Genomic DNA, 23,084 nt, shown 5'->3' on the forward strand with positions numbered 1-23,084 from the left:
CCGCCTCACCGCTCCCTGCGCAGGACGCTCGCCAGCAGCCCCATGCCGCCCACCATGCTCATCAGCAGCGGTGCGAACAGGGGAGGGCCCAGCTCGATGTTGTAGCGGGCCATGCGCCAGCCGCCGGGCTTGCGGGAGATGCCCCGCACATGCAGGTAGGTGCCCTGCAGGCCGTTGGCGACGATGGCCGCCGAGGCGACCGGCAGCGCGGTGCGCGCCGCCTCCTCGCGCGCGTAACCGGCCACCCCCGCCGCCAGCCCCACCGGGCCCAGCAGCACCGGCCACCACATGACGCGGTTGCCGAACCCGGCCCGGTCGTGCTCCAGGAAGACCTCCGCGGCCGTCACCGCCGACCCGGCGGCCATCAGCAGCGCCAGCGACCGCTGCAACCGGCCGTGCCGCACGTCGTGGCGCGCCCGCCGGGCCCGCCCGCGCGGGGCCCTCACGGCTCGCGCTCCTGAGCGGCCCCGGACTTCTTCTTCCCCGGCAGGAACTCCTGCACCTTCGCCTTGATGCCCTGCCGCAGCACGGCCTTGCGGTCCGTGTCGCCCTTGAGGATCGCCGCGGCCGTGGACTCGATCTGGTCCCAGTCCGCGTGCGGCGGGATCGGCGGCACCGCCGGGTCGGTCACGAACTCCACCACGGCCGGCCCCTTCGCGGCGAGCGCCTGACGCCAGGCGTCCTCGACCTCGTCCGGCTTCTCCACCCGGATCCCGGTCAGGCCCAGCAGCCGCCCGAACGCCGCGTAGGAGACGTCCGGCAGCTCCTGCGAGGGCAGGAACTGCGGGGAGCCGCCCATCGCCCGCAGCTCCCACGTCACCTGGTTGAGGTCCCGGTTGTTCCACACCCCCACCACCAGCCGCGGATCCTCCCACTGGTGCTGGTACTTGGCCGCCGTGATCAGCTCGGCCATGCCGTTCATCTGCATCGCGCCGTCCCCCACCAGCGCCACCACCGGCCGGTTGGGGTGCGCGAACTTCGCCCCGATCGCGTACGGCACCCCGCAGCCCATCGTGGCGAGCGTCCCCGACAGGGAGCCGCGCATGGTGCCGCGCATCGTGATGTGCCGCGCGTACCAGTTGGCGACCGAACCGGAGTCGGAGGTGAGGATCGCGTCGTCGGGCAGCAGCGGCGACAGCGCCCGCGCCACGTGCTCCGGGTTCACCGGATCGGCGCTCACCGCTGCCCGCCGCGCCATCACCTCCTTCCAGCGCTCCACATTGGCGATCACCTGGCTCTGCCAGCCGCGCTTGTCCTTGCGCTCCAGCAGCGGGATCAGCCGCAGCAGCGTGGCGCGCGCGTCACCGATGAGGTTGACCTCGTACGGGTAGCGCAGCCCCGCCAGGTGCGGATCGATCTCGATCTGCACCGCCCGCGCCGTGCCGAACTCCGGCAGGAACTGCGAGTACGGGAAGTTGGAGCCGATCGTCAGCAGCGTGTCGCAGTCCCGCATCAGCTCGTACGAGGGCCGGGTGCCCAGCAGGCCGATGGAGCCGGTGACGTACGGCAGCTCGTCGCTGAGCACGTCCATGCCCAGCAGCGCCTTCGCCACGCCCGCGCCCAGGATCTCGGCGACCTGTTCCACCTCGCCCCGGGCCCCGGCCGCGCCCTGCCCGGCCAGGATCGCCACCTTCTTGCCGGCGTTGAGCACCTCCGCCGCCCGGGCCAGCGATCCGTCCGAGGGCACCGCCTGCCAGCCGCTGCGGTCCAGGCTGGAGGGCACCATCTTGAAGGCGTGCGTGGGCGGCGAGTAGTCCAGCTCCTGCACATCGCCGTGGACGATGACGGCGGTCGGCGCGCGACGCGCGTAGGCGGTGCGGATCGCCCGGTCCAGGACGTTCGGCAGCTGCTCGGGCACGGTGACGGTCTCCACGAACTCGGAGGCCACGTCCTTGAACAGGGTGTGCAGATCCACTTCCTGCTGGTACGCGCCGCCCATCGCGGACCGGGCCGTCTGGCCCACGATCGCCAGCACCGGCACATGGTCGAGCTTGGCGTCGTAGAGACCGTTGAGGAGGTGGATCGCGCCCGGCCCGGACGTCGCGACGCACACCCCGAGCCGCCCGCTGAACTTGGCGTAGCCCACCGCCTCGAACGCCGACATCTCCTCGTGCCGCGACTGGATGAACCGCGGCTGGTCGCCGGCCCGCTCCCAGGCGGCCAGCAGCCCGTTGATGCCGTCGCCCGGATAGCCGAAGACCCGCTCGACTCCCCACTCGCGCAGCCGCGCGAGGATGTAGTCGGAAACCTGCTCACTCATGTGTTCCTCTCCACCTCGTCACTCGGGTAGCGGGCGGCCTCACTGGACGAGCTGCGGCAGCACCTCGGTGCGGTAGAAATCGAAGAAACCCCGCTGGTCGGGCCCGATCTGCTGGACGTGCACCCGGTCGAAGCCGGCCTCGGCGTAGGCGCGCAGCGCGCCGACGTGGGCGTCGACGTCGTTCCCGCACGTCACGCTCGCGGCCACCCGCTCGCGCGGCACCAGGGAGGCGGCCTGCTCGAAGTGGGCGGGCGTGGGCAGCACCTGGTTCAGCTCGCCGGGCAGCTGCTCCACCGCCCACAGCCGGTGGGCGAGCTCCAGCGCCTCCTCGCGGTCGGGGCCCCAGCACACCTTCACCCCGCCCAGGACGGGCTTCTGCCCGCCGCCGCCCCGCCTGAAGCGCTCCACCGCGTCCGCGTCCGGCGCCATCGTCACCAGCCCGTCGCCGATGCGGGCCGCCAGCTCCGTCGCGGCCGGGCCGAAGGCGGAGACGTCGATGGGCACCGGCGCGTCGGGCAGGGTGTACAGCCGGGCGTTCTCGACGGTGTAGTGCTTGCCGTGGTGGCTGACCTGGCCGCCTTCGAAGAGCAGCCGCATCACCTGAACGGCCTCCTCCAGCATCTCCAGGCGCACCGCCGCCTGCGGCCAGCGGTCGCCGAGAACGTGCTCGTTGAGGGCCTCCCCGCTGCCCACCCCCAGCCGGAACCGGCCTTCGAGCAGCACGGCGCTGGTCGCCGCCGCCTGCGCCGTGACCACCGGGTTCAGCCGCATGGTCGGGCAGGTCACCGCGGTCTGGACCGGCAGCGACACGGCCTGGGAGACGGCCCCGATCACCGACCACACCAGGGGGCTCTGCCCCTGCTCACCGGTCCAGGGGTGGAAGTGATCGGAAATCCACAGCGAGGTGAAGCCCGCCTGTTCGGCCATCCGGGCCTGGGCGACGAGGGCCTTGGGGGTGTGCTCCTCGCAGGACAGGAAGTAGCCGTAGCCGGTCATCGGGGACCACCTCCTGGAAGGCCGCGCGGCGAGCTGGGCGTGCGTCGGGACGGGTAACCCCCGGCCGCCGTGATGAAACCTCCCCCTTTGCGGTGGCACGGGGTGTGGCGCACCCCCGCGCGGGGCCCGAGGGCCGATACTCGGGACCGTGCGGACCGGGGGCCCGCCGGCGGGCGAGCACCCTGGAGGCGGTGCGGAGAGGGAGCGACGGACGGTGCTGCGCAAGTCGGCCACGGCGGCGGAGATTCTCATCTGGTGGGCCGGCCTGACCGCGCTGTGGGCCGTGCTGATCGGCCCCGCCGACCCACTGGACCTCGGGGTCGGCGCGGCGGCCGCCCTCGTCGCGGCCTGCGCCGCCCGCGCCGCCCGCCGGGCGGTGACCCGGTGAACGGGTGGCTGGCGGCCGCCGCCGCGCTGATCGCCGGCGGTCTGTGCCCCAGCCTGTGGGCCGCCGCGAGCGGCCCGGCCGGCCGGCGCGTCGTCGCCCAGAACATGGCCTCCCTCCTGCTGTGCCTGGTGTTCCTGCTGCTGGCCCAGGGTTACGGCCGCCCCTCCTACCTCGACCTCGCGCTGATCGTCTCGATCCTCGGGCCGGCCGGCACCCTCGTCTACGTCCGCCTGCTGGGCGACGAGCTCGAAAAGCACCCGCCCGGCGCACGGCTGCTGACGCCGGCCGTGGCCATCGGGACGGGCGCGACCCTCATCCCGCTGTGCGTCGCCACCGGGCCCGGCCGGGCGATGGTCAAGCTGCTCGTCATCGGCGCCCTGCTGCTCGCCGGAGGAGTCGTCACGTCCGGGGCGGTGCGCCGTGCGTGACGCCCTGGACGACGTCCTCGTCATCCTCGCCCTGCTGTTCGTCGCCGCCGCGGCCACCGCCGCCGTGCTCAACCGCGACCCGGCCCGGCAGGCCGTCGTCCTCTCCCTGCTCGGCCTCGGCCTCGCCCTGCTCTTCACCGTGCTGCAGGCACCCGACGTGGGCCTGTCCCAGCTGGCCGTCGGCTCGGCGGTGACCCCGCTGATGATCCTGCTGACGGTGCGCAAGGTCCGGCGCCGGAAGCGGCGCGGGTGAGCGGCCGGGCCCGGCTGTGGCTGCTGGCCGCCGGGCTGGCGGCGACCGCGGCCCTCCTCGTGGCCGCCTGCCTGCGCCTGCCGGACTTCGGCGGACACCGGCACCCCTACGGCGACCTGGCCATGGCGGCCGCCCTGCGGCAGCGGACCGCGAACGCCGTCTCGTCCGTCAACTTCGACCAGCGCGCGCTCGACACCCTCGGCGAGGAGAGCATCCTCTTCGCCGCCGTCCTCGGCACGGTCGTCCTGCTGCGGCAGACCCGCGACGAGCGGCGCGCGGCCCCGCAGCCCGCGGCCGTGGCCCCCGCGCCGCGCCGCTACGGCACGCTCCTGCTGCCCGTCACCCTCCTCATCGGCCTGTACGTGATCGCGCACGGCCATCTCAGCCCCGGCGGCGGCTTCCAGGGCGGCGTGGTCGTCGCCACCGCCCTGCACCTGCTCTACATCGCCGTCGACTACCGCGCCCTGGAGCGGATCAGGCCCGTCGGCGTCTTCGAACTGGCCGACGGCGCCGGCGAGGCGGCGTACGTCGTGCTCGGCGCCGCCGGCCTGCTCGCCGGGTCGGCGTATCTGGCCAACACCCTGCCGCACGGCACCTTCACCGCGATGGCCTCCGGCGGCACGGTCCCGCTCCTGAACGCCGCCGTCGGCATGGAGGTCGCCTCCGGCGTCGTCGTCCTGCTGGCCCACTTCCTCGGCCAGGCCCTGGAGATCGTGAAAGAGGGCGGAGCCGGGAGTGCCGGCGAAGGGCGGAAGGCGCGCAGGTGAGCGTACTGCCCTATCTCGTCGCCGCCTGGATCTTCCTGATCGGGGTGTACGGCATGGCCACCAGCCGCAATCTCGTGCACGCCGTCGGCTGCCTGGCCGTCACCCAGTCCGCGACCTACGTCCTGCTCCTGGCCGTCGGCTACCGCCGCGGCGGCACCGCGCCGGTCTTCGCCGACATCCCGCCCGGCACCCCCGTCGTGGACCCCGTCGTCCAGGCCCTCGCCCTCACCGACGTCGTCGTCGGCGCCACGGTCACCGCCCTGCTGCTCGCCCTGGTCGTGCAGGTGGACAAGCGGCACGGGACCGTCGATCCGGACGAGCTGTCCGAGCTGAAGGGCTGACCGGCCATGGACCGGCTGCTTCCGCTGATCGTGGTCGTCCCGCTGCTGGGCGCCGCGGTCCTGGTCGGCCTCGGCCGCCGGATGACCAGGACGGTCGCGCAGACCGTCGCCTGCGGCTGTGCCCTCGCCTCCGCCGGGCTGTGCCTCGCGGCACTGACGCGGGGGACGACGCCGGTGGTCTGGGTGGGCGACTGGCGGCCGCACGCCGGCCGCGGCGTCGGCATCGTCCTCGTCGGCGACCGCGTGGGCCTGGGGCTCGCCGCGCTGACGTCGCTGCTGATCGTGGCCGTCCTGGCCTATTCCTGGCACTACTTCGAGCAGCCCCCGAAGGGGCACGCCGGGGCCTTCCCGGCCCTGGTGCTGCTCTTCCAGGCGGGGATGTGCGGCTTCGCCCTCACCGGCGACCTCTTCGACGCGTTCGTCTTCTTCGAGCTCATGGGCGTGGTCGGATACGCGCTGACCGGCTACCGGGTCGAGGAGGCCCGCCCGGTACAGGGGGCCCTGGCCTTCGGCTTCGTCAACTCCCTCGGCGGCTACGCCACCCTGATGGGCATCGCCCTGCTGTACGCGCGCACGGGCGAGCTGGGCATGGCACAGATCGGCCGCCGGCTGGACGCGGCGCCCGCGCGCGACGCCCTGGTGCTCGCCGCGTTCGTCCTCGTCCTGGCCGGGCTGCTGGTCAAGGCCGCGGCCGTGCCCTTCCACTTCTGGCTCGCGGACGCCCACGCGGTCGCCCCCACGCCGGTGTGCATGGTGTTCTCCGGCGTCATGGTGGAGATGGGCGTGTACGGCGTCGCCCGGGTCCAGGCCACCGTGTTCGCCGGGCCCGGCGGCATCCCGGCCGACGACGCGCGGCGGGCGCTGCTGGTGCTGGGCGTGGCGGGGGCGGTGACCGGGGCGGTGATGTGCTGGCAGCAGCGGCACGTGAAGCGGCTGCTGGCCTTCTCCACGGTCGCCCACACCGGCCTGTTCCTCGTCGGCGTCAGCCTGTTCACCGCCGAGGGCCTCACCGGCACCTGCCTGTACGCCCTCGGGCACGCGGGCGCCAAGGCCGCGCTCTTCGCCTGCACCGGCATCCTGCTCGACCGGCACGGCAGCGTCGACGAGCACGAACTGCACGGCCGCGGCCGGGACATACGGGGCATCGGACTGCTCTTCGCCCTGGGCGGCCTCGCGCTGGCCGGCCTGCCGCCCTTCGGTACGGGCCTGGGCAAGGCCCTGGTGGAGGAGCAGGCCCCGTGGCTGCCGGCGCTGTTCGTCCTCGTCTCGGCGGTGACCGCCGGCGCGGTGCTGAGGGTGGCCGCGCGGGTCTTCCTGGGCGCCGGGGAGAGCGAACGCGAGGAGGGCGAGCCGCAGACCGCCGGCGACGAGGAGGAACCGGAGACCGGCCGCCGCGTGCGGCTGCTCCCCCCGCCGATGGTCGCCGTCACCGCCGCTCTACTGGCCGGCGCGCTGGCGGTGGGCGCCGTACCGCGCTTCCCGCACGGCGTCGGCGCGGCCGCGACGGCCTTCCTGGACCACGCCGGGTACGCGGCCCTCGTCCTGGACGGCCACGCCACCGCGCCCCATGCCCCCGCGGCCACCTGGTGGACCTGGCCGGCCGCGTCCCTGTGCCTGCTCTCCACGGCCCTGGCCCTCACCCTCGCCGCCCTGTCCACCCACCGCCTGATCCCCCGCGGCGGCCGGGCACCTTTCCTCAGTTTCCTCAGTTTCCTCAGTTACCTCCGCCGCCTCCACTCCGGCCACGTGGGCGACTACGTGGCCTGGACGATGGCGGGCATCGGCCTCCTGGCCGTCCTGACGTGGTGGTGACAAACCCCGCGCGCCCTTACTCCGGCGTCCGGGCGCCCAGCTGTCCGCCGCCCTCCACGAGCCGCCGCGACACGCCGCCGCCCCCGCCCGGGCGTCCCTCCCCGAGCAATACCGCCGCGATCACCGCCGTCACCACCAACAGCCCCGCCACCCCCCACAGGGCCGTCGAGAACCCGTGCACCGCCGCCTCGGCGCGAGCGGCCACCTCGTCCCCGGTGGAGCCGTGCCCGGCGAGCCACTGCGCGGCGGCACCCGCCGCGACCGTGTTGAGGACGGACGTGCCCACCGCGCCGCCCACCTGCTGCGCCGTGCTGACCATCGCCGACGTCACCCCGGCGTCGCGCGGGTCGACCCCCGCCGTGGCGGTGGCCATGACCGTCATCATCGTGGCCCCCATGCCCATGCCCGTCAGGACCAGGCCCGGCAGCACCCGGGTGGTGTAGGCGGCCTCGGTGCCCACCTGGGCCAGGACGAGCATTCCGGCCGCGGCCAGCAGCAGCCCCGGCACCACGATCAGGCGCGGCGCCACGAACCCCGCCAGCCGCGCCGCTATCTGGGTGGAGCTCACGATCATCGACGCGGTCAGCGGCAGAAAGGCCAGACCGGTGCGGATCGCGGAGTACCCGAGGATCACCTGGAGGTAGTAGGTCATGAAGAGGAACAGGCCGAACATCGCCACCGGTGCCAGCCCCGCCGTCAGGAAGGCCCCCGCGCGCCGCCGGTCGCGCACCACGCGCAGCGGCAGCAGCGGGTGGGCCACGCGGGACTGCCACAGGACGAAGAGGGCCAGCAAGGCGGCGCCACCGGCCGGCAGGCCCAGCACCAGGGGGTCGTCCCAGCCCCGGGACTCGGCCTCGCCGAAGCCGTAGACGATCGCGGCCAGCCCGGCGGTGCCGAGGGCGGCGCCCGTCACGTCCAGGCGACCGCCGGTGCGCCTGCCCGGGTCACGCAGCAGCGGCACCGCCGCGACCAGCACGATCACCTCGACGGGCACGGCGATGTACATGCACCAGCGCCAGTCGAGGTACTCGGTGACGATGCCGCCGACCAGCAGACCGAGCGCCGCCCCCGCCCCGGCGATGGCTCCGAAGACGCCGAACGCCCTGCCGCGCTCCCGGGGATCGGTGAACGTCGTCGTCAGCAGTGACATCGCCGCGGGGACGAGCAGCGCCGCGAAGGCGCCCTGCAGGGCGCGACCGGCGAACAGCATGCCGGCCCCGTCGGCGGCGCCCGCGACCGCGGAGGCCAGCCCGAACCCGGCCACCCCGGTGAGGAAGGACCGCTTGCGGCCCACCAGATCGGCGATTCGGCCGCCCAGGAGCAGCAGCCCGCCGAAGGCGAGGGCGTAGGAGGTGACGACCCAGTGCCGGGCCCCGTCGCCGATGCCGAGGTCGGCCTGGGCCGACGGCAGGGCGATGTTCACGACCGTGCCGTCCAGCAGGACGATCAGTTGGGAGAGGCCGAGCACGGCCAGCCCCCACCAGCGGCGTGAACCGTCCGGAGCCGCGCCTGCCCGGGCGGTCGCGTCGTCTGCCGGGAGGACCGCTCTTGTCGCGGTGGTCTGGGTCATCGTCGAAAATCCCTACTGTGCGTTCGCGTCTCACCGAGCACGGTAGAAACTCAAGTTGACTTGAGGTCAAGACGAGCGCGCCACACGCGAAGCGTGGGTGACGGGAGAGCGGACGGCGGGAGAACGAGGGCCGGTTTGCGGTGCAACCAACCGGCCGTCCGAGCGGTCATACGAGGCATGACAAGTGCCACAAGTAAGATGGTCCTACGCCGACTTGGCGTACTGCTGGGGGCGTCCGCGCTGGCCGCCCCCCTGACCGTGGCGATGGGCACCACCGCCCAGGCCGCGCCGTCCGCGTGCACCGCCGGGACCGGCCCGTACCAGGCGAAGGCCGAGCGCTTCCTGGGCAGAACCGTCGACGGCAAGCAGTCGGCCGCCGACTGCCGGGCGATACGGGACTTCCAGCGCGGCCACGGCGTCTCCCCGGCCATCGGCTACGCCGGTCCGGTGACCTGGGCCGTGATGGAGCTCGTCGGCCGGCAGCGGGCGGCCGGCGACAACCCCAACGCCGCCGGGAAGTGCCCCACGAACAAGGGGCGCATCGCCTGCGTGGACCTCTCCCGGCAGCTGTCGTGGATCCAGGACGGCAAGCGGCTGAAGTTCGGCCCGGTCCCCATCCGCTCGGGCCGTGACGGCTACGAGACGCGCACCGGCCTCAAGCGCATCTACTGGCGGAGCATCGACCACTGGTCGACCCTCTACAACGTCCGCATGCCCTACAGCCAGTTCTTCGACGGCGGGCAGGCGTTCCACGCCATCGACGGCAGCGTCTGGTCGGCGCCCGGCTCCCACGGCTGCGTCAACATGCGGCGCGCCGACGCTAAGTCGTACTGGTCGCTGCTGAAGAACGGCGACGACGTGTACGTCTACGGACGCAAGCCCGGCACCTGAGCACCGCGCGTCACCCCCGTGGGACCCGCGGGCTCGGTTTCGAAGCGGAGCCGGGCGACAGATACGGTGGGTCCCCGGGCGGACAGGCCGTCCGTCCATGTCGGACGCCTGTCAGGAGGCACTTCCTTGCGATTACCGCAACTCAGGCTGGACGAGCTGCTGGAGGAGCTCCAGGCGCGCATCGACGCCGCGCGCGGCACCCGCGACCGGGTGCACAGCCTGCTCGAAGCCGTGCTCTCGGTCGGCCGCGAGCTGGACCTGGAGCATGTGCTGCGGCGCATCGTCGAGGCGGCGGTGACGCTGGTGGACGCCCGCTACGGCGCGCTGGGCGTGATCGGGCCCGACGGGCGGACGCTGTCGCAGTTCCTCACCGTGGGGCTGACGCCGCAGCAGATCGAGGCCATCGGGCCGTACCCGTCCGGCCACGGCATCCTCGGCGAGCTGATCCGCCATCCGGAACCCCTGCGGCTGTCCAGCATCTCCGGGCACCGGGCGTCGTACGGCTTTCCCCCCGGCCACCCGCCGATGCACAGCTTCGTGGGCGTACCGATCCGCGTCCGCGACCAGGTCTTCGGCAATCTCTACCTGGCCGAGAAGCAGGGGGGCGCGGACTTCGAGGACGAGGACGAGGCGGTGCTCTCCACGCTCGCCGTCGCCGCCGGCGTCGCCATCGACAACGCCCGCCTGTACGAGGAGTCCACGCGCCGCGAGCGATGGCTGAGGGCGAGCGCCGAGGTGACCACCAGCCTGATGTCCGGCAGCCACCCGGCGGACGTCATCGGGCTGATCGCCGAGCTGGCCAAGGAGATCACCGGCGCCGACCTGGCCCTGGTCTCGCTGCCGGTGGCCGGCGAGGCCGCGCTCAGCGTCGAGGTGGCCGTGGGCGAGCGGGCGGCAGAGCTGCGGGGCCTGAGCCTGCCGGTGGAGGGCACCCTCGCCGGAGCGGCCTACTCCGGGGGCGGCCCGGTCCTCAGCGCCGACATCGGCGCGGATCCGAAGAGCTCCGCGGCGCCGCTGCGCCCGGCCGGCCTCGGCCCCGCGGTGGCCGTGCCGGTGAAGTCCGGTGACGCGGTCCGCGCCGTGCTGCTGCTGGTGCGCGGCACCGGGCGGGCGCCGTTCTCCGAGGAGGAGATCCGGCCGCTGGTCGCCTTCGCCGGCCAGGCGGCCGTGGCGATGGAGCTCGCCGAACGCCGCGCGGACGCCCAGCAGATCGCGCTGCTGGAGGACCGCGACCGCATCGCCCGCGACCTGCACGACCTGGCGATCCAGCGGCTCTTCGCCACGGGCATGACGCTGCAGAGCGCCGACCGTTTCATCGACCACGCCGAGGCGTCCGAACGCGTCCAGCGGGCGGTCGACGACCTGGACGAGACCATCAAGATCATCAGGTCGACGATCTTCGGGTTGCGGTCCCGGGAGACCGCCCCGCAGCACGGGCTGCGCACCCGGGTCGTCGAGACCGTCGGCGAGGCCGGCGCCCTCCTGGGCTTCGCGCCGAGCCTGCGCATGGAGGGCCTGCTGGACACCCAGGTGCCCCGCGCCGTCGTCGACGACGTGGTGGCGGTGGTGGGGGAGGCGCTGGCCAACGTGGCCCGGCACGCCGGCGCCGCCTCCGCCGACGTGGCCGTGGTCAACGACGGCCGGCACCTGGTGCTCACCGTCACCGACGACGGCGCCGGCATGCCCGCCGGCGCCAAGGGCCGCCGCAGCGGCCTGCGCAATCTCGCCGAGCGCGCCGCGCACCACGGCGGCCGGCTGCTGATCAGCGAGCCGCCCGGCGGCGGTACGACCCTGACGTGGCGGATCCCGTTGCCATGACGGGGGCCGCGCCGGGGGCCCCGCCGGCCGGCGCCCGCAGCGCGAGGACGGCCATGTCGTCATGGCCGTCGCTGGGCCGGGCCCGCGCGACCGCCTGCCCCAGCGACTCCAGCGGCCCGTGCGCGTGCGCCGCGGCGACGTCCGCCACGATGCCCAGCGTCTCGCCCAGATCGCGCCGCGGGTGCTCGACCAGGCCGTCGGTGAACATCAGCACCGTGGCGCCCGCGGGCAGTTCGTGACGGTGGTCGGCGCGGGCGAGCAGGGGGTCGACCCCCAGCGGAAGGTCCGGCTCGCCCTCCAGGTACCGGGCCCGGCCGTCCGCCGTCACCAGCAGCGGCGGAGGATGGCCGGCGCTGCTCCACAGCAGCGACCACCCCGCGCCGTCCCCGGTGGGCGCGATACGGGCCACGCACACCGTCGCCATCGTGGGCTCCGCGACGCCCGCCAGGGTGCGGTCCAGCCGGCTCAGCAGAGCGCCCGGCGGCAGATCCGCGTCGTAGGCGAGGGCGCGCAGCATGTTGCGGACCTGGGCCATGCCGGCGGCGGCCCGTACGTCGTGGCCGACGACGTCGCCGACGATCATCGCCCGGGCGCCGCCGGGCAGCGCCAGGGCGTCGTACCAGTCGCCGCCGAGCAGCGCGGGCTCGGTGGCCGGCTGGTACAGCGACCAGGACGTGAACGGCGCCAGGTCCGGCAGGCTCGGCAGCAGCAGCCGCTGGAACTGCTCGGCGCCCGAGCGCAGCCGCTCGTACAGCCGGGCGTTCTCGATGGCCACGCCCGCCGCACTCGCCAGCGCGACCACCACGGCCTCGTCGTCGTCATCGAACGGGCGGGCGTCCCGGCGGTCCGTCAGGTACAGGTTGCCGTAGACGCTCCCGCGTACGGTGATGGCGACGCCGAGCAGCGAGCGCATCGGCGGATGTCCCGGCGGCAGGCCCGCGGCGCGCGGGTGCGCGGCGATGTCGTCCACGCGCAGGGGCCGGGGGTCGCTGATGAGCAGGCCCAGCAGCCCCCGGCCGTGCGGGAGGGCGACGCCCGCCAGCCGGTCGGTCTCCTCCTCGTCCAGGCCGACGGGGATGAACTCGGCCAGGGCGGTGCCCTCGGAGTCCAGGACCCCCAGCGCGCCGTAGCGGGCGCCGGCCAGCTCCATGGCGGTGACCACGATGCGGCGCAGCACGACGGACAGATCGAGCTTCGCGCTCACATCGAGGATGGCGCCCAGCAGGGCCCGGATCCGCTGCTGCGCGTCGGGGGCCTCGGCCAGCCGCCCGGCCAGCCGGCCCACATCGAGCTCCGGCTGCGGGCCGGATCCGCCGCCCGGGCGGCCGTCTTCCCCGGGCCCGCCGTCTGCTTCGCTGGTCGCCACGGTCAGAGGTTAGCGACCGGGCACGGTGCGTCCTCGCACGTCAGGGCGTACGTGGCGGGTCAGCCCCCCGGGCGGCGGGACACCCGGCCGGCCGGCTCGCGGCGGTCCTGGGCCCGGGCGGCCGGCACCGCGGCGGGCCGGGCGACCTCGGTGGCGAGCACGGCCGCCTGGATGCGCCGCTCGACGCCGAGCTTGGCGAGCATGCGGGAGATGTGGTTCTTGACCGTCTTCTCGGACAGGAAGAGCCGCTGCGCTATCTGACGGTTGGTCAGGCCATCGCCGATCAGGGTGAGGACGTCCCGCTCCCGGGGGGACAGGCCCGCCAGGCGCTCGTCCTGCGGCCCGCCGCCGTCCTCCTCCTCGCCCCGCAGGCTGTTCATCAGCCGCGTGGTGGTCGCCGGGTCGAGCATGGACTGGCCCGAGGCGACCGTGCGGATCGCGGCGACCAGGTCGGACCCCTTGATCTGCTTGAGCACATAGCCGGCGGCCCCGGCCATGATCGCATCCAGCAGGGCATCGTCGTCGTCGAAGGAGGTGAGCATCAGACAGGCCAGGCCGGGCATGCGCGAACGCAGCTCCCGGCAGACCGAGATGCCGTCACCGTCCGGCAGCCGTACGTCCAGCACCGCCACGTCGGGGCGCAGGGCCGGCCCCCGGGTCAGGGCGTGGTCGATGGTGCCCGCCTCGCCGACGACCTCGATGTCGCCCTCGCCGTCCAGCAGGTCGCGGATGCCCCGCCGGACGACCTCGTGGTCGTCCAGCAGGAACACCCGGATCGGCCGCTCCTGGGAGAACGTCCTTGACTGGTCCACTGCTCCTACCGCTCCCTGTCGACGGTGCGCGCGCCGCCGCACGCTACCCCGATCATGATCCATCACAGTGGTTCGCACCATGGGCCGAACGGCCCGACACGGCCGCGGCCCCGCGGCCCAGGGGCCTACGCCACCAGGACCGCCGCCCCGGTGACGCGCCCGGCCGCCAGGTCCGCCAGCGCCTCGTCCGCCCGGCTCATCGGATACCGCTGCACCCGCACCACCGGGCGGTGCCGGGCCACCTCCGCCAGATAAGCCCGCCCGTCCGCCCGGGTGTTGGCGGTGACGCTGCGCAGGGTGCGCTCCTGGAACAGATGCGCCTCGTACGTCAGCGCCGGGATCGGGGTGAGGTGGATGCCGGCCACCGCCAGCGTGCCCCCGCGGTCGAGCGCCGCCAGGGCCACGGGGACGAGGTCACCGGCCGGGGCGAAGAGGATCGCCGCGTCGAGCAGGTCGGGCGGCGTCTCCTGGGCGTCGCCCGCGGAAGCGGCCCCCAGCTCCAGGGCCAGCTCGCGCGCGGCGGCGCCCCGGGTCAGCACATGGACCGTGGCGCCCCGGGCGATCGCCAGTTGCGCCGTCAGATGGGCGGAGGCGCCGAAGCCGTAGACCCCCAGCCGGCCGCCCGGCGGCAGCTCCGCCCGCTCCAGGGCCCGGTAGCCGATGATGCCCGCGCACAGCAGCGGCGCCAGCTCCTCGTCCGGCGGCCCCTCCGGCAGGTGGTAGGCGAAGCGGGCGTCGATGACGGCGTGCCCCGCGTAACCACCGTGGACGTCCCACCCGGTGTAGCGGGAGTACGGGCACAGGTTCTCCCGCCCGGCGCGGCAGTACCGGCACGTCCCGCACGTCCCCGCCAGCCACGCGGCACCGACCCGGTCACCGGGGGCGAAGTCCCGCACCGCGGACCCGGTGCGCAGCACCCGGCCGACGATCTCGTGGCCGGGGGTGCAGCGGGGTCTGTGCGGCGGCAGGTCACCCTCGGCGAGGTGCAGATCGGTGCGGCACACCCCGCAGGCCCGCACCTCGATCAGCAGCCCGGCCGGCCCCGGTTCCCCCGCCGCCCGTTCCACGCGCCGCAGCGGGTGCCGCGCGGCCGGGGCGGTGCGCTCGACGATCCAGGCCGTGGTGAGCGGAGACCCGGCGGCCGTCTCGCGGTCGGATCCGTAGCCCCCGGTCCCGGTGGTCATCGCGCTCACCTCCGTTTCCCCTCGCCTCTCTGGCCCCCTCTCCACCATCTCCACCGTGCGCCCGCGCCGCAGCGGGGGCAACGCAAGGGCCGGGCGTCCCCGCGGCCTGCCCCGGCCGGCCCATCCCCGTACCACCGCGCCCTGCCACGCTGGGATCCGCCCGGACCGAGCCGGATCGAGAACGCCACCCGTCCCGCGCCGCTCCCCGCTCCGGGCGCCTCCGCCGGGGCCCGCCGGAGCCGGCCGGCCGACGGCCGGCCCCGGCGGACACTGGAAGGAGAGAGAAGGACTGAGGGACCCCTCGCACGGGAGGGAGACGGTCGCCATGGAGAGCGCACCCATCACCGCGGGCCTGGACGGCTCGCCCGAGAGCCTGGCCGCCGCGCACTGGGCGGCAGCCGAGGCCGACCGGCGCGGCCTCGCCCTGCGCCTGCTCCACGCCTGGATCCTGCTGGTCCCCGAGCCGGAGGGCGTGCCCGTCGAGCAGGACCAGGACTACTGGGCGAAGCGCATTGTCCACGCCGCGCAGGCGGAGATCCACCAGCGCTTCCCCTCACTGGCCATCGTCGAGGAACTGGTCGCCGAGGAGCCCACGTCGGCCCTGCTGCGGGCCGCCGACGAATCGGCCATGGTCGTGCTCGGCTCGCGCGGCCTGGACCGCGTCCAGGCGTTCTTCCTCGGCGACGTCGCGCTGCACGTCGCCGGGCGCGCCGCGCGGCCGGTGGTCCTCGTGCGGGCCGGGACCGTACCCCGGGACGGCACCGTGGTGCTCGGCGCCGGCCTCCACCGCCCCAGCGACGAGGTGTTCGCCTTCGCGTTCGACGCCGCGGCCTCGCGCGGCGTGCCCCTGCACGTGGTGCACGGCCGGCCGCTGCCGGTGCAGGCCTACGCCCCCTGGGGCGTGGACCCCGACGTGGCGGGGGAGATCCAAAAGGGCGCGGAACGGGACCTGCGGGCGGCGCTGCGCCGCTGGTGCGAGGCCTACCCAGGGGTACCGGTCACCGACACCGTCCGGCTGGAGAGCCCGGCCGGCGCGGTCGTCGAAGCCGCCCAGGACGCCGCCCTGCTCGTCGTCGGCCGCCGCAGGCACCGGCCCGCGCTGACCCCCCGCCTGAGCTCGGTGGCGCAGGCGGGCGTCCACCACGCCTCGTGCCCGGTGGCGGTGGTGCCGCACGAGTGACGCTCACGGCCCCCGCCGGCCGGGGGCCCCGCCGTCCAGGGACAGGGCGAACCGCTCCGCGTAGGCCGCCGAGAGCTCACGCAGGGCCCGGCCGCAGTCGCCCGCGTAGGCGGGCCCGTGCATGAGGCCCATCGTGCGGGGCTCCAGGGCCGCCAGTCGGAGCATCGTGGGCGCGGTACGCGCCGTCAGGCAGGTCGCGCCGAAGACGTCCTCGGCGGCCAGCGCGGGGCCGATGATCTCCTGCTCGGTCAGCGCGGGCGCGTCGCCCATGGCCGTGAACAGGTCGCCGCAGAAGAGGGTGCCCGTCGTCTCCTCGTACAGCAGCCCGGCATCCCAGCCGTGCGGCATGTGCGGGGTCTCGATGCGGCGGACCCGCTTACCCCCGAGGTCGATCACCTCACCGTCCTGCAAGGGGGTGGGCGCGCGGTCGGACATGTCGTTCACCGACACCAGGCACCCCATCGTGCCGTGGGCGACCGTCGCCCGCGGAGCCGCCGCCACCCAGGAATTGAGCGAGCCGCATTCGTCGGCCTCGATATGGCCGAAGGTGATCCAGCGCAGGCGCTCGACGGGAATCACCCGCGCCATGGCTTCCGACACCAGCGGGAAAAGCGCCCGGAGTCCGCAATGGAACAGCAGCGGTTCCTCGGCGTTCACCAGGAACTGATTGAACATGAAGTCCGCGTCGCTGATGTAGGTGGACAGCCGGTAGATGTCCGGCGCGATTTCCGTGACCAGAGTTTCCACCCGTTACCGCCCTCGCCGTGCTCCGCGTTCCTTTCGGTCACTGTGACGGAACCTTTCGCGTGGCGCGGTGCGCGACGCGCGCACGGGAGCACATCGCCCTTTCGCGGGTGAGAGGGGACGGGGGACGGGGACCCCCACCCGCGAAAGGGCGAACGACGGCTCGTCCCGGTCAGCCCTCGGCGCCTTCGGCGGGCTTCTCCTCCGCCGCCCCCTCGGCCTCGGCGGCCTCTTCCTCCTCCTCGGGCAGGGCCTCCGCCTGGGCGGCGACCACCTGCAGCACCGCGGCGTCCTCCTCGACCGCCAGCGAACTGCCGCGCGGCAGCGGGATGTCCCCGGCGCGAATGGTGTGACCGGCCTCCAGGCCCTCGATCGACACGGTGAACGACTCGGGGATGTGGGTGGCCTCGGCCTCCACCGGCAGGGCGTTGAGGATGTGCTCCAGGAGATTGCCGCCCGGCGCCAGCTCCCCCTCGGTGAGGACCGGCACCTCGACGGTGACCTTTTCGCCCTTCTTCACGGCGAGGAAGTCGACGTGGACGAGGAAGCCCTTGAGCGGGTCGCGCTGCACGGCCTTGGGGATGACGAGCTCGCCCTTGCCCCCGATGTCCAGCCTGATCAGCACGTTCGGGGTCTTGAGGGCCATCATCAGCGCGTGGCCCTCGAGCGCCACGTGTTTCGGATCGGCGCCGTGACCGTAGATGACGGCGGGGACCTTGTTCTCGCGGCGGGTGCGGCGGGCCGCGCCCTTGCCGAAGTCGGTACGCTTCTCGGCGCTCAGCTTTACCTCGGCCATGACGGCACTCCTCGTATGCAGACACTGTCCGGTGGCCGTCACCCGGGCACTGGCGGACCTCGTACGGAGCGCGGCCGATAAAGGAAAGCCGCACCCCGTGACATACGGCCTCCCTCGCCGGGCAACTCCGCGAGTGTATCCAGCGAAAGAAGTCCCGAAGCCCATGGTTGAGCCATTCGGCCGAACCCCGAATTCATGAATGCCACCCGCGCGGGGCGGAGTTCCACACCCGGGGGCGTTTTCTTGCCGCCGCGCGCCCCCGATGCGCGCCGGAGCGCGGCCCGACGTCCGCACTTCAGTCGGATGTTCACCCCGGGTGACTATGCGAATACGTGGTGAAATCATCGAGGGCGTGCCGTGTCCCGCCCGGGGCGCCGCAGCGCCGGTGCGCCGCGAGGAAAGGGTGGTCCATGCCAGAAATCCGCCTCGAACCCCCGCCGGAACGCCCCGGCTACGGCGAATTCCCCGCCGTCGTGGAACCCCCGATCCGGGACCTGCCCGAGCCCGCCGCCGCGCCCGGCCCCGCGGAGCCGGTGCCCTGCGTGCGCACGACCCCGCCCTCCAGCGCGGAGCTGCTGGACCGCGCCACCCCCGTGCTGCTCTCGGACGAGCGGGCCAGGGCCGCCCTCGACGGACACCGCTACGTCTTCCTCGGCGCGAGCCTGCTCGCCGACGACAAGGAGCGGACGACGCCCGCGATCCTCGTCCTCGTCTACGACTACACCGACGAACGCGCGCTGGAATTCACGCTGGAGGGCACCGAGGCCCTGTCCGTCTCCGCCATGGCGGAGAGCGCCGCACAGCCCGGCCTCTCCGACGCCGAGATCGAACGGGCCGTGGCCATCGCCCGCACCCACTCCGAGTTCGTGCGGCGCGCCCCGGCCGACGCGGTGCCCATGGTGCTGCTCACCAGCGACGTCCGCGAGGGCGACGAACACCACGGCCGCCGCCGCGCCTACGTGGGCTTCGGCCACGCCGACCGGCGGCTGCCCGGGGTGCGGGTCGTGGTGGACCTCGGGGAGGAGCGGGTGCTGGGCGCGGGAGGTGAGGGCGATGAGTGAGGCGGGCCACGTCTCCTGGCCGGCGGACCGGCCGGTGTGGACCTTCGACTGGCGGCTCGCGGACGCCCCCGACGAGGAGGGCATCGTCATCCTGGACGCCGCCTACCGCGGCCACCGGGTCTTCACGAAGGCCAGCCTGCCGTCCCTGCGGGTGCAGTACAACGGCCCCTGCGGCCCCTACAAGGACCCCCTCAACTACAACAACTCCCAGCCCACCAGCCGGTGCCCCCAAAGCCGCGTCTGCGTCTACTCCTACGTCAGCGGCGGGCAGCGGGCCCTGACCGTGGAGTCGTACCACACCATCAGCGCCTACCGGCTGACGCACCGATGGGTGTTCTGGGAGAACGGCGTGGTGATGCCCCGGCTCTTCAGCGCGGGCATCCAGTGCCCCTTCGACCACCGCCACCACAGCTACTGGCGGCTGGACTTCGACATCGACGACGCCGGCAGCGACCTGCTGCTGGAGTACAACAGCTACACCCCCGACGAAGGCTGGGGCGCTGGCTGGCACCCGTTCCGCACCGAGACCAACCGGGTCAAGAACCCGCCCTCCCGGCGCAGCTGGGCCGTGCTCGACGTGGCCAGCGGCCGCGGCTACCACCTGCTGCCGGGGCCCGACGACGGCACGGCGAACGCCTTCTCCTCCTCCGACCTGTGGCTGCTGCGCTACCGCGGCAGCGAGGACCGTTACGGCAGGCAGGGCAGCGCGGCCGACGACGGGCTCGGCGCCTACCTCACGGGGGAGAGCACCGACGGCCAGGACGTGGTCGTCTGGTACTGCGGTCACCTCTTCCACCGCTTCAGCGAAGGCGGCGACGACTGGCACAGCGTCGGCCCCGACCTGGTCCCGTTCGGCCCCTGGTGAACCACCGGTCCCGGTGCGGCACCGCCGGCCGGGACCACCGCCGGGCCGCCTCTCAGCGGGCGTCCAGCCCGGGCTGCGGCGAGAGGGCGACGCGCAGGTCCTGCCACGGCAGCGGTTCGACCCGCCAGCCCCGCGCGTACGACGGCACCGCACCGCCCCCGCTCAGCACCACCGCCACCGGCATCCGGCCCGCGGTCTCCACCAGCCGCTCCGGCGTGATGCTGCCGTCGTGCCCGCTCGTCTGACGGGAGGAACAGCCGGCCCGGTAGGCGATGCGTACGGCCTCCTCCCCGGTGACGACGCACGGCGGACGCACGCCCTGCCGCCGCAGCTCGGCGACGACGCGGCCCACCGCGTCGCTGGTGTGAGCGCTGCGGGTGACCATCCTCTGGAGCACCGTGTACTGGACCGCGAAGTGCGCGAGCAACGCCAGGGCGAGCCCGGCGGCCCCCAGCGCCCGCAGCGGCGCCCGGCCCGGCCGGCGCGCTCTGCTCACGGCGGCCGTCAGGCAGAACCCGACGGGCAGCGCCAGCAGCGCGTAGGAGGGAAGCAGGAAGCGGGGCGCTGCGTAGTCGAGCAACTGGTACGGCGCCGCCATGCACACCGCCACCAGCACCGGCAGCGCCACCGCGGCAAGGCGCGCTCGCCGGGCCGCCACCACGAGCCCGCCCACGGTGACCACGGGCAGGGCGAACCACCAGGCGGCGGTGACCGGATGGCGCCACGGCACGTCGCAGGGGCGGCACAGCGTCCGCCCCTCCAGGGCGCGCACATGGTCGTCCAGGGCGAGGTGCCCTCCCCAGCCGCCCTGGATCTCCTCGGCCCGGTCCAGGCGCGCGGCGAGCCCTCCGTAGCGCACGTACGCCTCGATGACCCATTCCGCGCCGCCCAGGGCCGTACCGGCCACGAGGGCCAGCAGGACGGCCGGCCGCCGCCAGGCCCGTACGCACAGTGCCGCGGCCGCCAGCGGCAGCACCAGCGCGAGGGCGTCGCCCGGCCGCATCAGCGCGGTGAACGCGACCGCCAGGAGCAGACCGGCGAGCGCGCGGCGATCGCTCCCCTCACGCACGGCCCGCAGGAAGCAGCCCGTGGCGCACAGCGCCCCGTAGGCCACGTAGAGGTTGGGCATGGCCTGCGGCCCGTAGAACAAGGTGATCCACAGGCCGCCGAACAGCAACCCCGCCGCCACCAGCACCGGCAGCGGGAGCAGCCGCCGCCACACCCACAGGCACAGCAGCAGCCCACAGCCCGAGAGCACGGCCAGCCATACGCGCAGCGCCACGGTCGAGGCCGTCAGCGCGGCCACGGGCGCCACGAGGAAGGTGATGCCCCGGGCGCGGGGGGCGCTGAAGAACGCGGCGGGGGCCCGCGTCCCCACCTGGCTGACGTACACGCTCTCGTCCCAGCCCAGGCCCGTACCGGGAACGACGAGGACCAGCTGGGCGACGGTGTAGGCGGCGGCGACGGCGGCGAGCCACGGCAGGACCGGCGCGCCTGCCGCGCGGCCCCTCCGCGCGGGAGCCTCCCGGCCGGCCTGGACGGGAGCGGGGCGAACTGACCTCATGGGGCCACGGTCCGGCCGCCGGACCGCGCCCGCGACGCGGGAGCGGCAGTCGGCCGAGCGCCGTGACCCCGACGGGCGGCGCGGCGGCACCACCGGCGCCGGTGGATGCCGTCGTGCCCGTCGTGCCGCAGTCCGGGCCCGTGGCGCGGACGCCCCGGGCCCGCTAGCGCAGCAGGGCCTTCAGCAGGCCGTCGACCAGCCCGTTCAGGCCCGACACCACCCCGCCCAGGCTGTTCACCAGACCGTGGACCAGGTTGGTGACCGCCGAGAGGAGACCGCTGCCCTCCCTGCCCCGGCCGTCGTCGCCGTGTGCCCGGGCCTGCTCCTTGGCGAGGCGGGCCGTGGCCGCGACCGCGTCGGTCGTCGCCGTGGTGAGCGCGGCCAGATCCGGCCGGGTCGCACCCGCCTGCCGCTCCATGCCGGCCCTGGCCTTGCCCAGCGTCGCCAGGTGCTCCTCCAGCGCCGCGCACCGCGCGCCCCGCGCCCGGGCCTGCTCCCGCACCGCCTTGCACTCCGCCGCGACGCTCTCGGCCGCCTCCTTGCCGATGACGTTGGCGTCGATGGCCCGCATGCCCTCGCCGGCCGCCCTGCGCAGCGCGGCGGGCGGGGGCGCCTGTGCGACGGTGGTGCGCGGTGTGTCCGCCACCGGGGCGGCCGAGGACATCGTGCCGGCCGTGGCGTCGTATCCGGCGGCGCCCAGGACGAGCGCACCGCACGCGACGCCGGACACGAGAAGGCTGGTTCTTCGGGAGGCACCCATGGTCCAACTCCTTCGAGCGGGGAAAGGGATCTTCCCGATCACCTTGCGGCGGGTGCCGGGCGCCCGCAATCGGAAGTGATCTGACTCCTCGCCATATCCCGTCCAGTACGCACCGGAGCGCGGCCCGCGGGCGGTGCCGGGCCGGGCCCGCGCGCTCGTGACTTCCACCCGAAGCGGCGTCATCCATTTGCCTGGACGGGCACTTAAGGCGGTGTCAGGTGCGCGCGGGTGAGGGCCGCGGCCGGCTCAGACCTCCAGCTCTCCTTCGATGCGCTTGAGCTGGTGACGGGCCATCGCCAGGTTGGCCCGCTGGGCGTCGAGGACCAGGTAGAGGAAGAGCCCGTTGCCGCCGCGGCCGGTCAGCAGCCGGATCAAGTGGTACTGGGTGCCGAGGGTGATGAGGATGTCCTCGATGCTGTCCTGGATGTTGAGCATCTCCATGGCGCGCAGCTTGGCGCGTACGACGTCCGTATTGGCCGCGGCGGCGACGTTGAGGTCGAGCGTCTGGGTCCCGCCGAGGGTGCCGAGGGCCATGCCGCTGCTGTAGTCGACGAGCGCCACGCCGATGGCCCCGTCGATCGAGCCCATCGCGTCCTTGAGTGCCGTTTCGGTGTTCGCCATCAGAGTCCGCATTCCTGTTCGTGTCGAAGATTCGGTGTCGGGAGGGGTGTGAAGTCGCTATCGCTATAGAGGTAAGTATCGTTTTGTCGCTATTTGTTGGTGCGGGGTGGTCATGCGCGGGTGCCGGGCCGGTCCCTCGTCACGGCTGCCGCTGACGTTCCAGCGTGGCGTCCGCCAGGGCGGCGATGCGCGTACCGGCCCTGCGGGCCTCCAGGTTCAGCCGGCCCACGTTCGCCTCGGCCGAGGCCAGAAGCGTCAGCACGCAGGAGTCACCGGCGGCGTACGTGGCCACGTAGCCGAGTTCACCGCTGACGATCAGTTCGCGGAAGCCTCCGTGGCCCACGGCGTTCGTCAGCCGCGCGCCGACTCCCAGAGCCGCGGCGGTCAGCGCGGCCACGCCGTCCGGCTCCATCCCGGTCACCAGATGCGCGATCACCAGCCCGTCGGTGCTCGCCACCAGCGCACCGGTCAGATGCGGTACCCGGACACGTAACCCCTGGAGCTCGGCGAGCACCTCGGGTGCGGCGGTCATCGACTGTCTCCTTCCGGCGAACTGCCTCAGCGCACGCCTCATCATGAGATCGGTGGGAACCGGCGGTCCGGCGAG

At 74.0% G+C, this 23,084-nt stretch carries 24 protein-coding genes; 11 read left to right on the plus strand and 13 right to left on the minus strand.

The genetic code is table 11. The features are described from left to right. Positions 1–5 precede the first annotated feature (5 nt). Genes ABZ956_RS08960 through ABZ956_RS08970 form a run of 3 tightly spaced genes read right to left on the minus strand, consistent with a single transcriptional unit; the run spans position 6 to position 3,256 of the window. The gene (locus ABZ956_RS08960) at positions 6–446 is read right to left on the minus strand and encodes a hypothetical protein (protein ID WP_361889111.1); all 441 of its coding nucleotides are present in this window, start codon (positions 444–446) and stop codon (positions 6–8) included. Next, positions 443–2,260 (minus strand): thiamine pyrophosphate-requiring protein, encoded by a 1,818-nt coding sequence (locus ABZ956_RS08965; RefSeq protein WP_361889114.1) that lies wholly within the window; start codon positions 2,258–2,260, stop codon positions 443–445. The genes ABZ956_RS08960 and ABZ956_RS08965 overlap by 4 nt, the downstream gene beginning before the upstream one ends. A gap of 39 nt (positions 2,261–2,299) precedes the next feature. Then, complete coding sequence (locus tag ABZ956_RS08970; RefSeq protein WP_361889117.1) at positions 2,300–3,256, minus strand: LLM class F420-dependent oxidoreductase; 957 nt, start codon at positions 3,254–3,256, stop codon at positions 2,300–2,302. Positions 3,257–3,470: 214 nt separating this feature from the next. Between ABZ956_RS08970 and ABZ956_RS08975 the strand changes: the two genes are divergently transcribed. From ABZ956_RS08975 to ABZ956_RS09000, 6 genes are read left to right on the plus strand one after another with little or no spacing between them, the layout of a single operon-like run. Further along, positions 3,471–3,644, plus strand: coding sequence for a hypothetical protein (locus ABZ956_RS08975; RefSeq protein ID WP_361889120.1), 174 nt, complete (start codon positions 3,471–3,473; stop codon positions 3,642–3,644). Next, the gene (locus tag ABZ956_RS08980) at positions 3,641–4,072 is read left to right on the plus strand and encodes an MrpF/PhaF family protein (protein WP_361889123.1); all 432 of its coding nucleotides are present in this window, start codon (positions 3,641–3,643) and stop codon (positions 4,070–4,072) included. The genes ABZ956_RS08975 and ABZ956_RS08980 overlap by 4 nt, the downstream gene beginning before the upstream one ends. A gap of 4 nt (positions 4,073–4,076) precedes the next feature. Beyond that, entirely contained in the window at positions 4,077–4,325 is a 249-nt protein-coding gene (locus ABZ956_RS08985) for a hydrogenase subunit MbhD domain-containing protein (protein WP_361889434.1), read from the plus strand. After that, complete coding sequence (locus ABZ956_RS08990) at positions 4,322–5,092, plus strand: MnhB domain-containing protein (protein ID WP_361889126.1); 771 nt, start codon at positions 4,322–4,324, stop codon at positions 5,090–5,092. Before ABZ956_RS08985 ends, ABZ956_RS08990 begins: the two co-directional genes overlap by 4 nt. Next, on the plus strand, positions 5,089–5,433 hold the full coding sequence (locus ABZ956_RS08995) for a sodium:proton antiporter (RefSeq protein WP_361889128.1): 345 nt from the start codon (positions 5,089–5,091) through the stop codon (positions 5,431–5,433). The genes ABZ956_RS08990 and ABZ956_RS08995 overlap by 4 nt, the downstream gene beginning before the upstream one ends. 6 nt (positions 5,434–5,439) lie before the next feature. Beyond that, the gene (locus ABZ956_RS09000) at positions 5,440–7,245 is read left to right on the plus strand and encodes a complex I subunit 5 family protein (protein WP_361889131.1); all 1,806 of its coding nucleotides are present in this window, start codon (positions 5,440–5,442) and stop codon (positions 7,243–7,245) included. A 16-nt stretch (positions 7,246–7,261) separates the two neighbouring features. Here ABZ956_RS09000 and ABZ956_RS09005 read toward each other — a convergent pair whose 3' ends face one another. Further along, on the minus strand, positions 7,262–8,815 hold the full coding sequence (locus ABZ956_RS09005; RefSeq protein ID WP_361889134.1) for an MFS transporter: 1,554 nt from the start codon (positions 8,813–8,815) through the stop codon (positions 7,262–7,264). Between the two features lie 198 nt (positions 8,816–9,013). Between ABZ956_RS09005 and ABZ956_RS09010 the strand changes: the two genes are divergently transcribed. Beyond that, positions 9,014–9,706 carry a L,D-transpeptidase family protein gene (locus ABZ956_RS09010; protein ID WP_361889137.1) on the plus strand — a complete coding sequence of 231 codons (693 nt, stop codon included), beginning with the start codon at positions 9,014–9,016 and terminating at the stop codon, positions 9,704–9,706. Positions 9,707–9,832: 126 nt separating this feature from the next. Next, positions 9,833–11,524 carry a GAF domain-containing protein gene (locus ABZ956_RS09015; RefSeq protein ID WP_361889140.1) on the plus strand — a complete coding sequence of 564 codons (1,692 nt, stop codon included), beginning with the start codon at positions 9,833–9,835 and terminating at the stop codon, positions 11,522–11,524. Here the strand turns inward: ABZ956_RS09015 and ABZ956_RS09020 are convergent. The 3 genes from ABZ956_RS09020 to ABZ956_RS09030 all read right to left on the minus strand — a co-directional run bounded on the left by ABZ956_RS09020 (position 11,469) and on the right by ABZ956_RS09030 (position 14,886). Next, positions 11,469–12,890, minus strand: coding sequence for a GAF domain-containing SpoIIE family protein phosphatase (locus ABZ956_RS09020; protein WP_361889143.1), 1,422 nt, complete (start codon positions 12,888–12,890; stop codon positions 11,469–11,471). The two genes, ABZ956_RS09015 and ABZ956_RS09020, sit on opposite strands and share 56 nt — an antisense overlap. Positions 12,891–12,949: 59 nt before the next feature. Beyond that, positions 12,950–13,702 carry a response regulator transcription factor gene (locus tag ABZ956_RS09025; protein ID WP_361889146.1) on the minus strand — a complete coding sequence of 251 codons (753 nt, stop codon included), beginning with the start codon at positions 13,700–13,702 and terminating at the stop codon, positions 12,950–12,952. Positions 13,703–13,827: 125 nt separating this feature from the next. Beyond that, a complete protein-coding gene (locus ABZ956_RS09030) occupies positions 13,828–14,886 on the minus strand; it encodes a zinc-dependent alcohol dehydrogenase family protein (RefSeq protein ID WP_361889149.1) in 1,059 nt (352 codons plus the stop codon). Positions 14,887–15,211: 325 nt separating this feature from the next. On the opposite strand from ABZ956_RS09030, the gene ABZ956_RS09035 reads away from it, so the two are divergent. Beyond that, positions 15,212–16,066, plus strand: coding sequence for a universal stress protein (locus ABZ956_RS09035; RefSeq protein WP_361889152.1), 855 nt, complete (start codon positions 15,212–15,214; stop codon positions 16,064–16,066). A 3-nt stretch (positions 16,067–16,069) separates the two neighbouring features. Here the strand turns inward: ABZ956_RS09035 and ABZ956_RS09040 are convergent, their stop codons facing one another. Beyond that, entirely contained in the window at positions 16,070–16,813 is a 744-nt protein-coding gene (locus ABZ956_RS09040) for an MBL fold metallo-hydrolase (RefSeq protein WP_361889155.1), read from the minus strand. Between the two features lie 169 nt (positions 16,814–16,982). After that, positions 16,983–17,606, minus strand: coding sequence for a 50S ribosomal protein L25/general stress protein Ctc (locus tag ABZ956_RS09045; protein WP_361889158.1), 624 nt, complete (start codon positions 17,604–17,606; stop codon positions 16,983–16,985). Positions 17,607–18,016: 410 nt separating this feature from the next. Between ABZ956_RS09045 and ABZ956_RS09050 the strand changes: the two genes are divergently transcribed. Then, positions 18,017–18,667: a hypothetical protein gene (locus tag ABZ956_RS09050; protein ID WP_361889160.1), complete on the plus strand. Its 651-nt coding sequence runs from the start codon at positions 18,017–18,019 to the stop codon at positions 18,665–18,667. After that, positions 18,660–19,532: a hypothetical protein gene (locus ABZ956_RS09055; RefSeq protein ID WP_361889163.1), complete on the plus strand. Its 873-nt coding sequence runs from the start codon at positions 18,660–18,662 to the stop codon at positions 19,530–19,532. Before ABZ956_RS09050 ends, ABZ956_RS09055 begins: the two co-directional genes overlap by 8 nt. A 52-nt stretch (positions 19,533–19,584) precedes the next feature. Here the strand turns inward: ABZ956_RS09055 and ABZ956_RS09060 are convergent, their stop codons facing one another. The 4 genes from ABZ956_RS09060 to ABZ956_RS09075 all read right to left on the minus strand — a co-directional run bounded on the left by ABZ956_RS09060 (position 19,585) and on the right by ABZ956_RS09075 (position 23,051). Then, the gene (locus ABZ956_RS09060; RefSeq protein ID WP_361889166.1) at positions 19,585–21,096 is read right to left on the minus strand and encodes a hypothetical protein; all 1,512 of its coding nucleotides are present in this window, start codon (positions 21,094–21,096) and stop codon (positions 19,585–19,587) included. 163 nt (positions 21,097–21,259) lie between these two features. Then, positions 21,260–21,856, minus strand: a complete 597-nt coding sequence (locus ABZ956_RS09065) for a hypothetical protein (protein WP_361889169.1) — start codon at positions 21,854–21,856, stop codon at positions 21,260–21,262. A gap of 246 nt (positions 21,857–22,102) precedes the next feature. Next, a complete protein-coding gene (locus ABZ956_RS09070; RefSeq protein WP_361889172.1) occupies positions 22,103–22,477 on the minus strand; it encodes a hypothetical protein in 375 nt (124 codons plus the stop codon). Between the two features lie 139 nt (positions 22,478–22,616). Next, positions 22,617–23,051, minus strand: a complete 435-nt coding sequence (locus tag ABZ956_RS09075; protein ID WP_361889175.1) for a roadblock/LC7 domain-containing protein — start codon at positions 23,049–23,051, stop codon at positions 22,617–22,619. Between the last annotated feature and the right edge of the window lie 33 nt (positions 23,052–23,084).

The organism is Streptomyces sp. NPDC046261, assembly GCF_040646235.1.
In the GTDB taxonomy this organism is placed as follows: domain Bacteria; phylum Actinomycetota; class Actinomycetes; order Streptomycetales; family Streptomycetaceae; genus Streptomyces.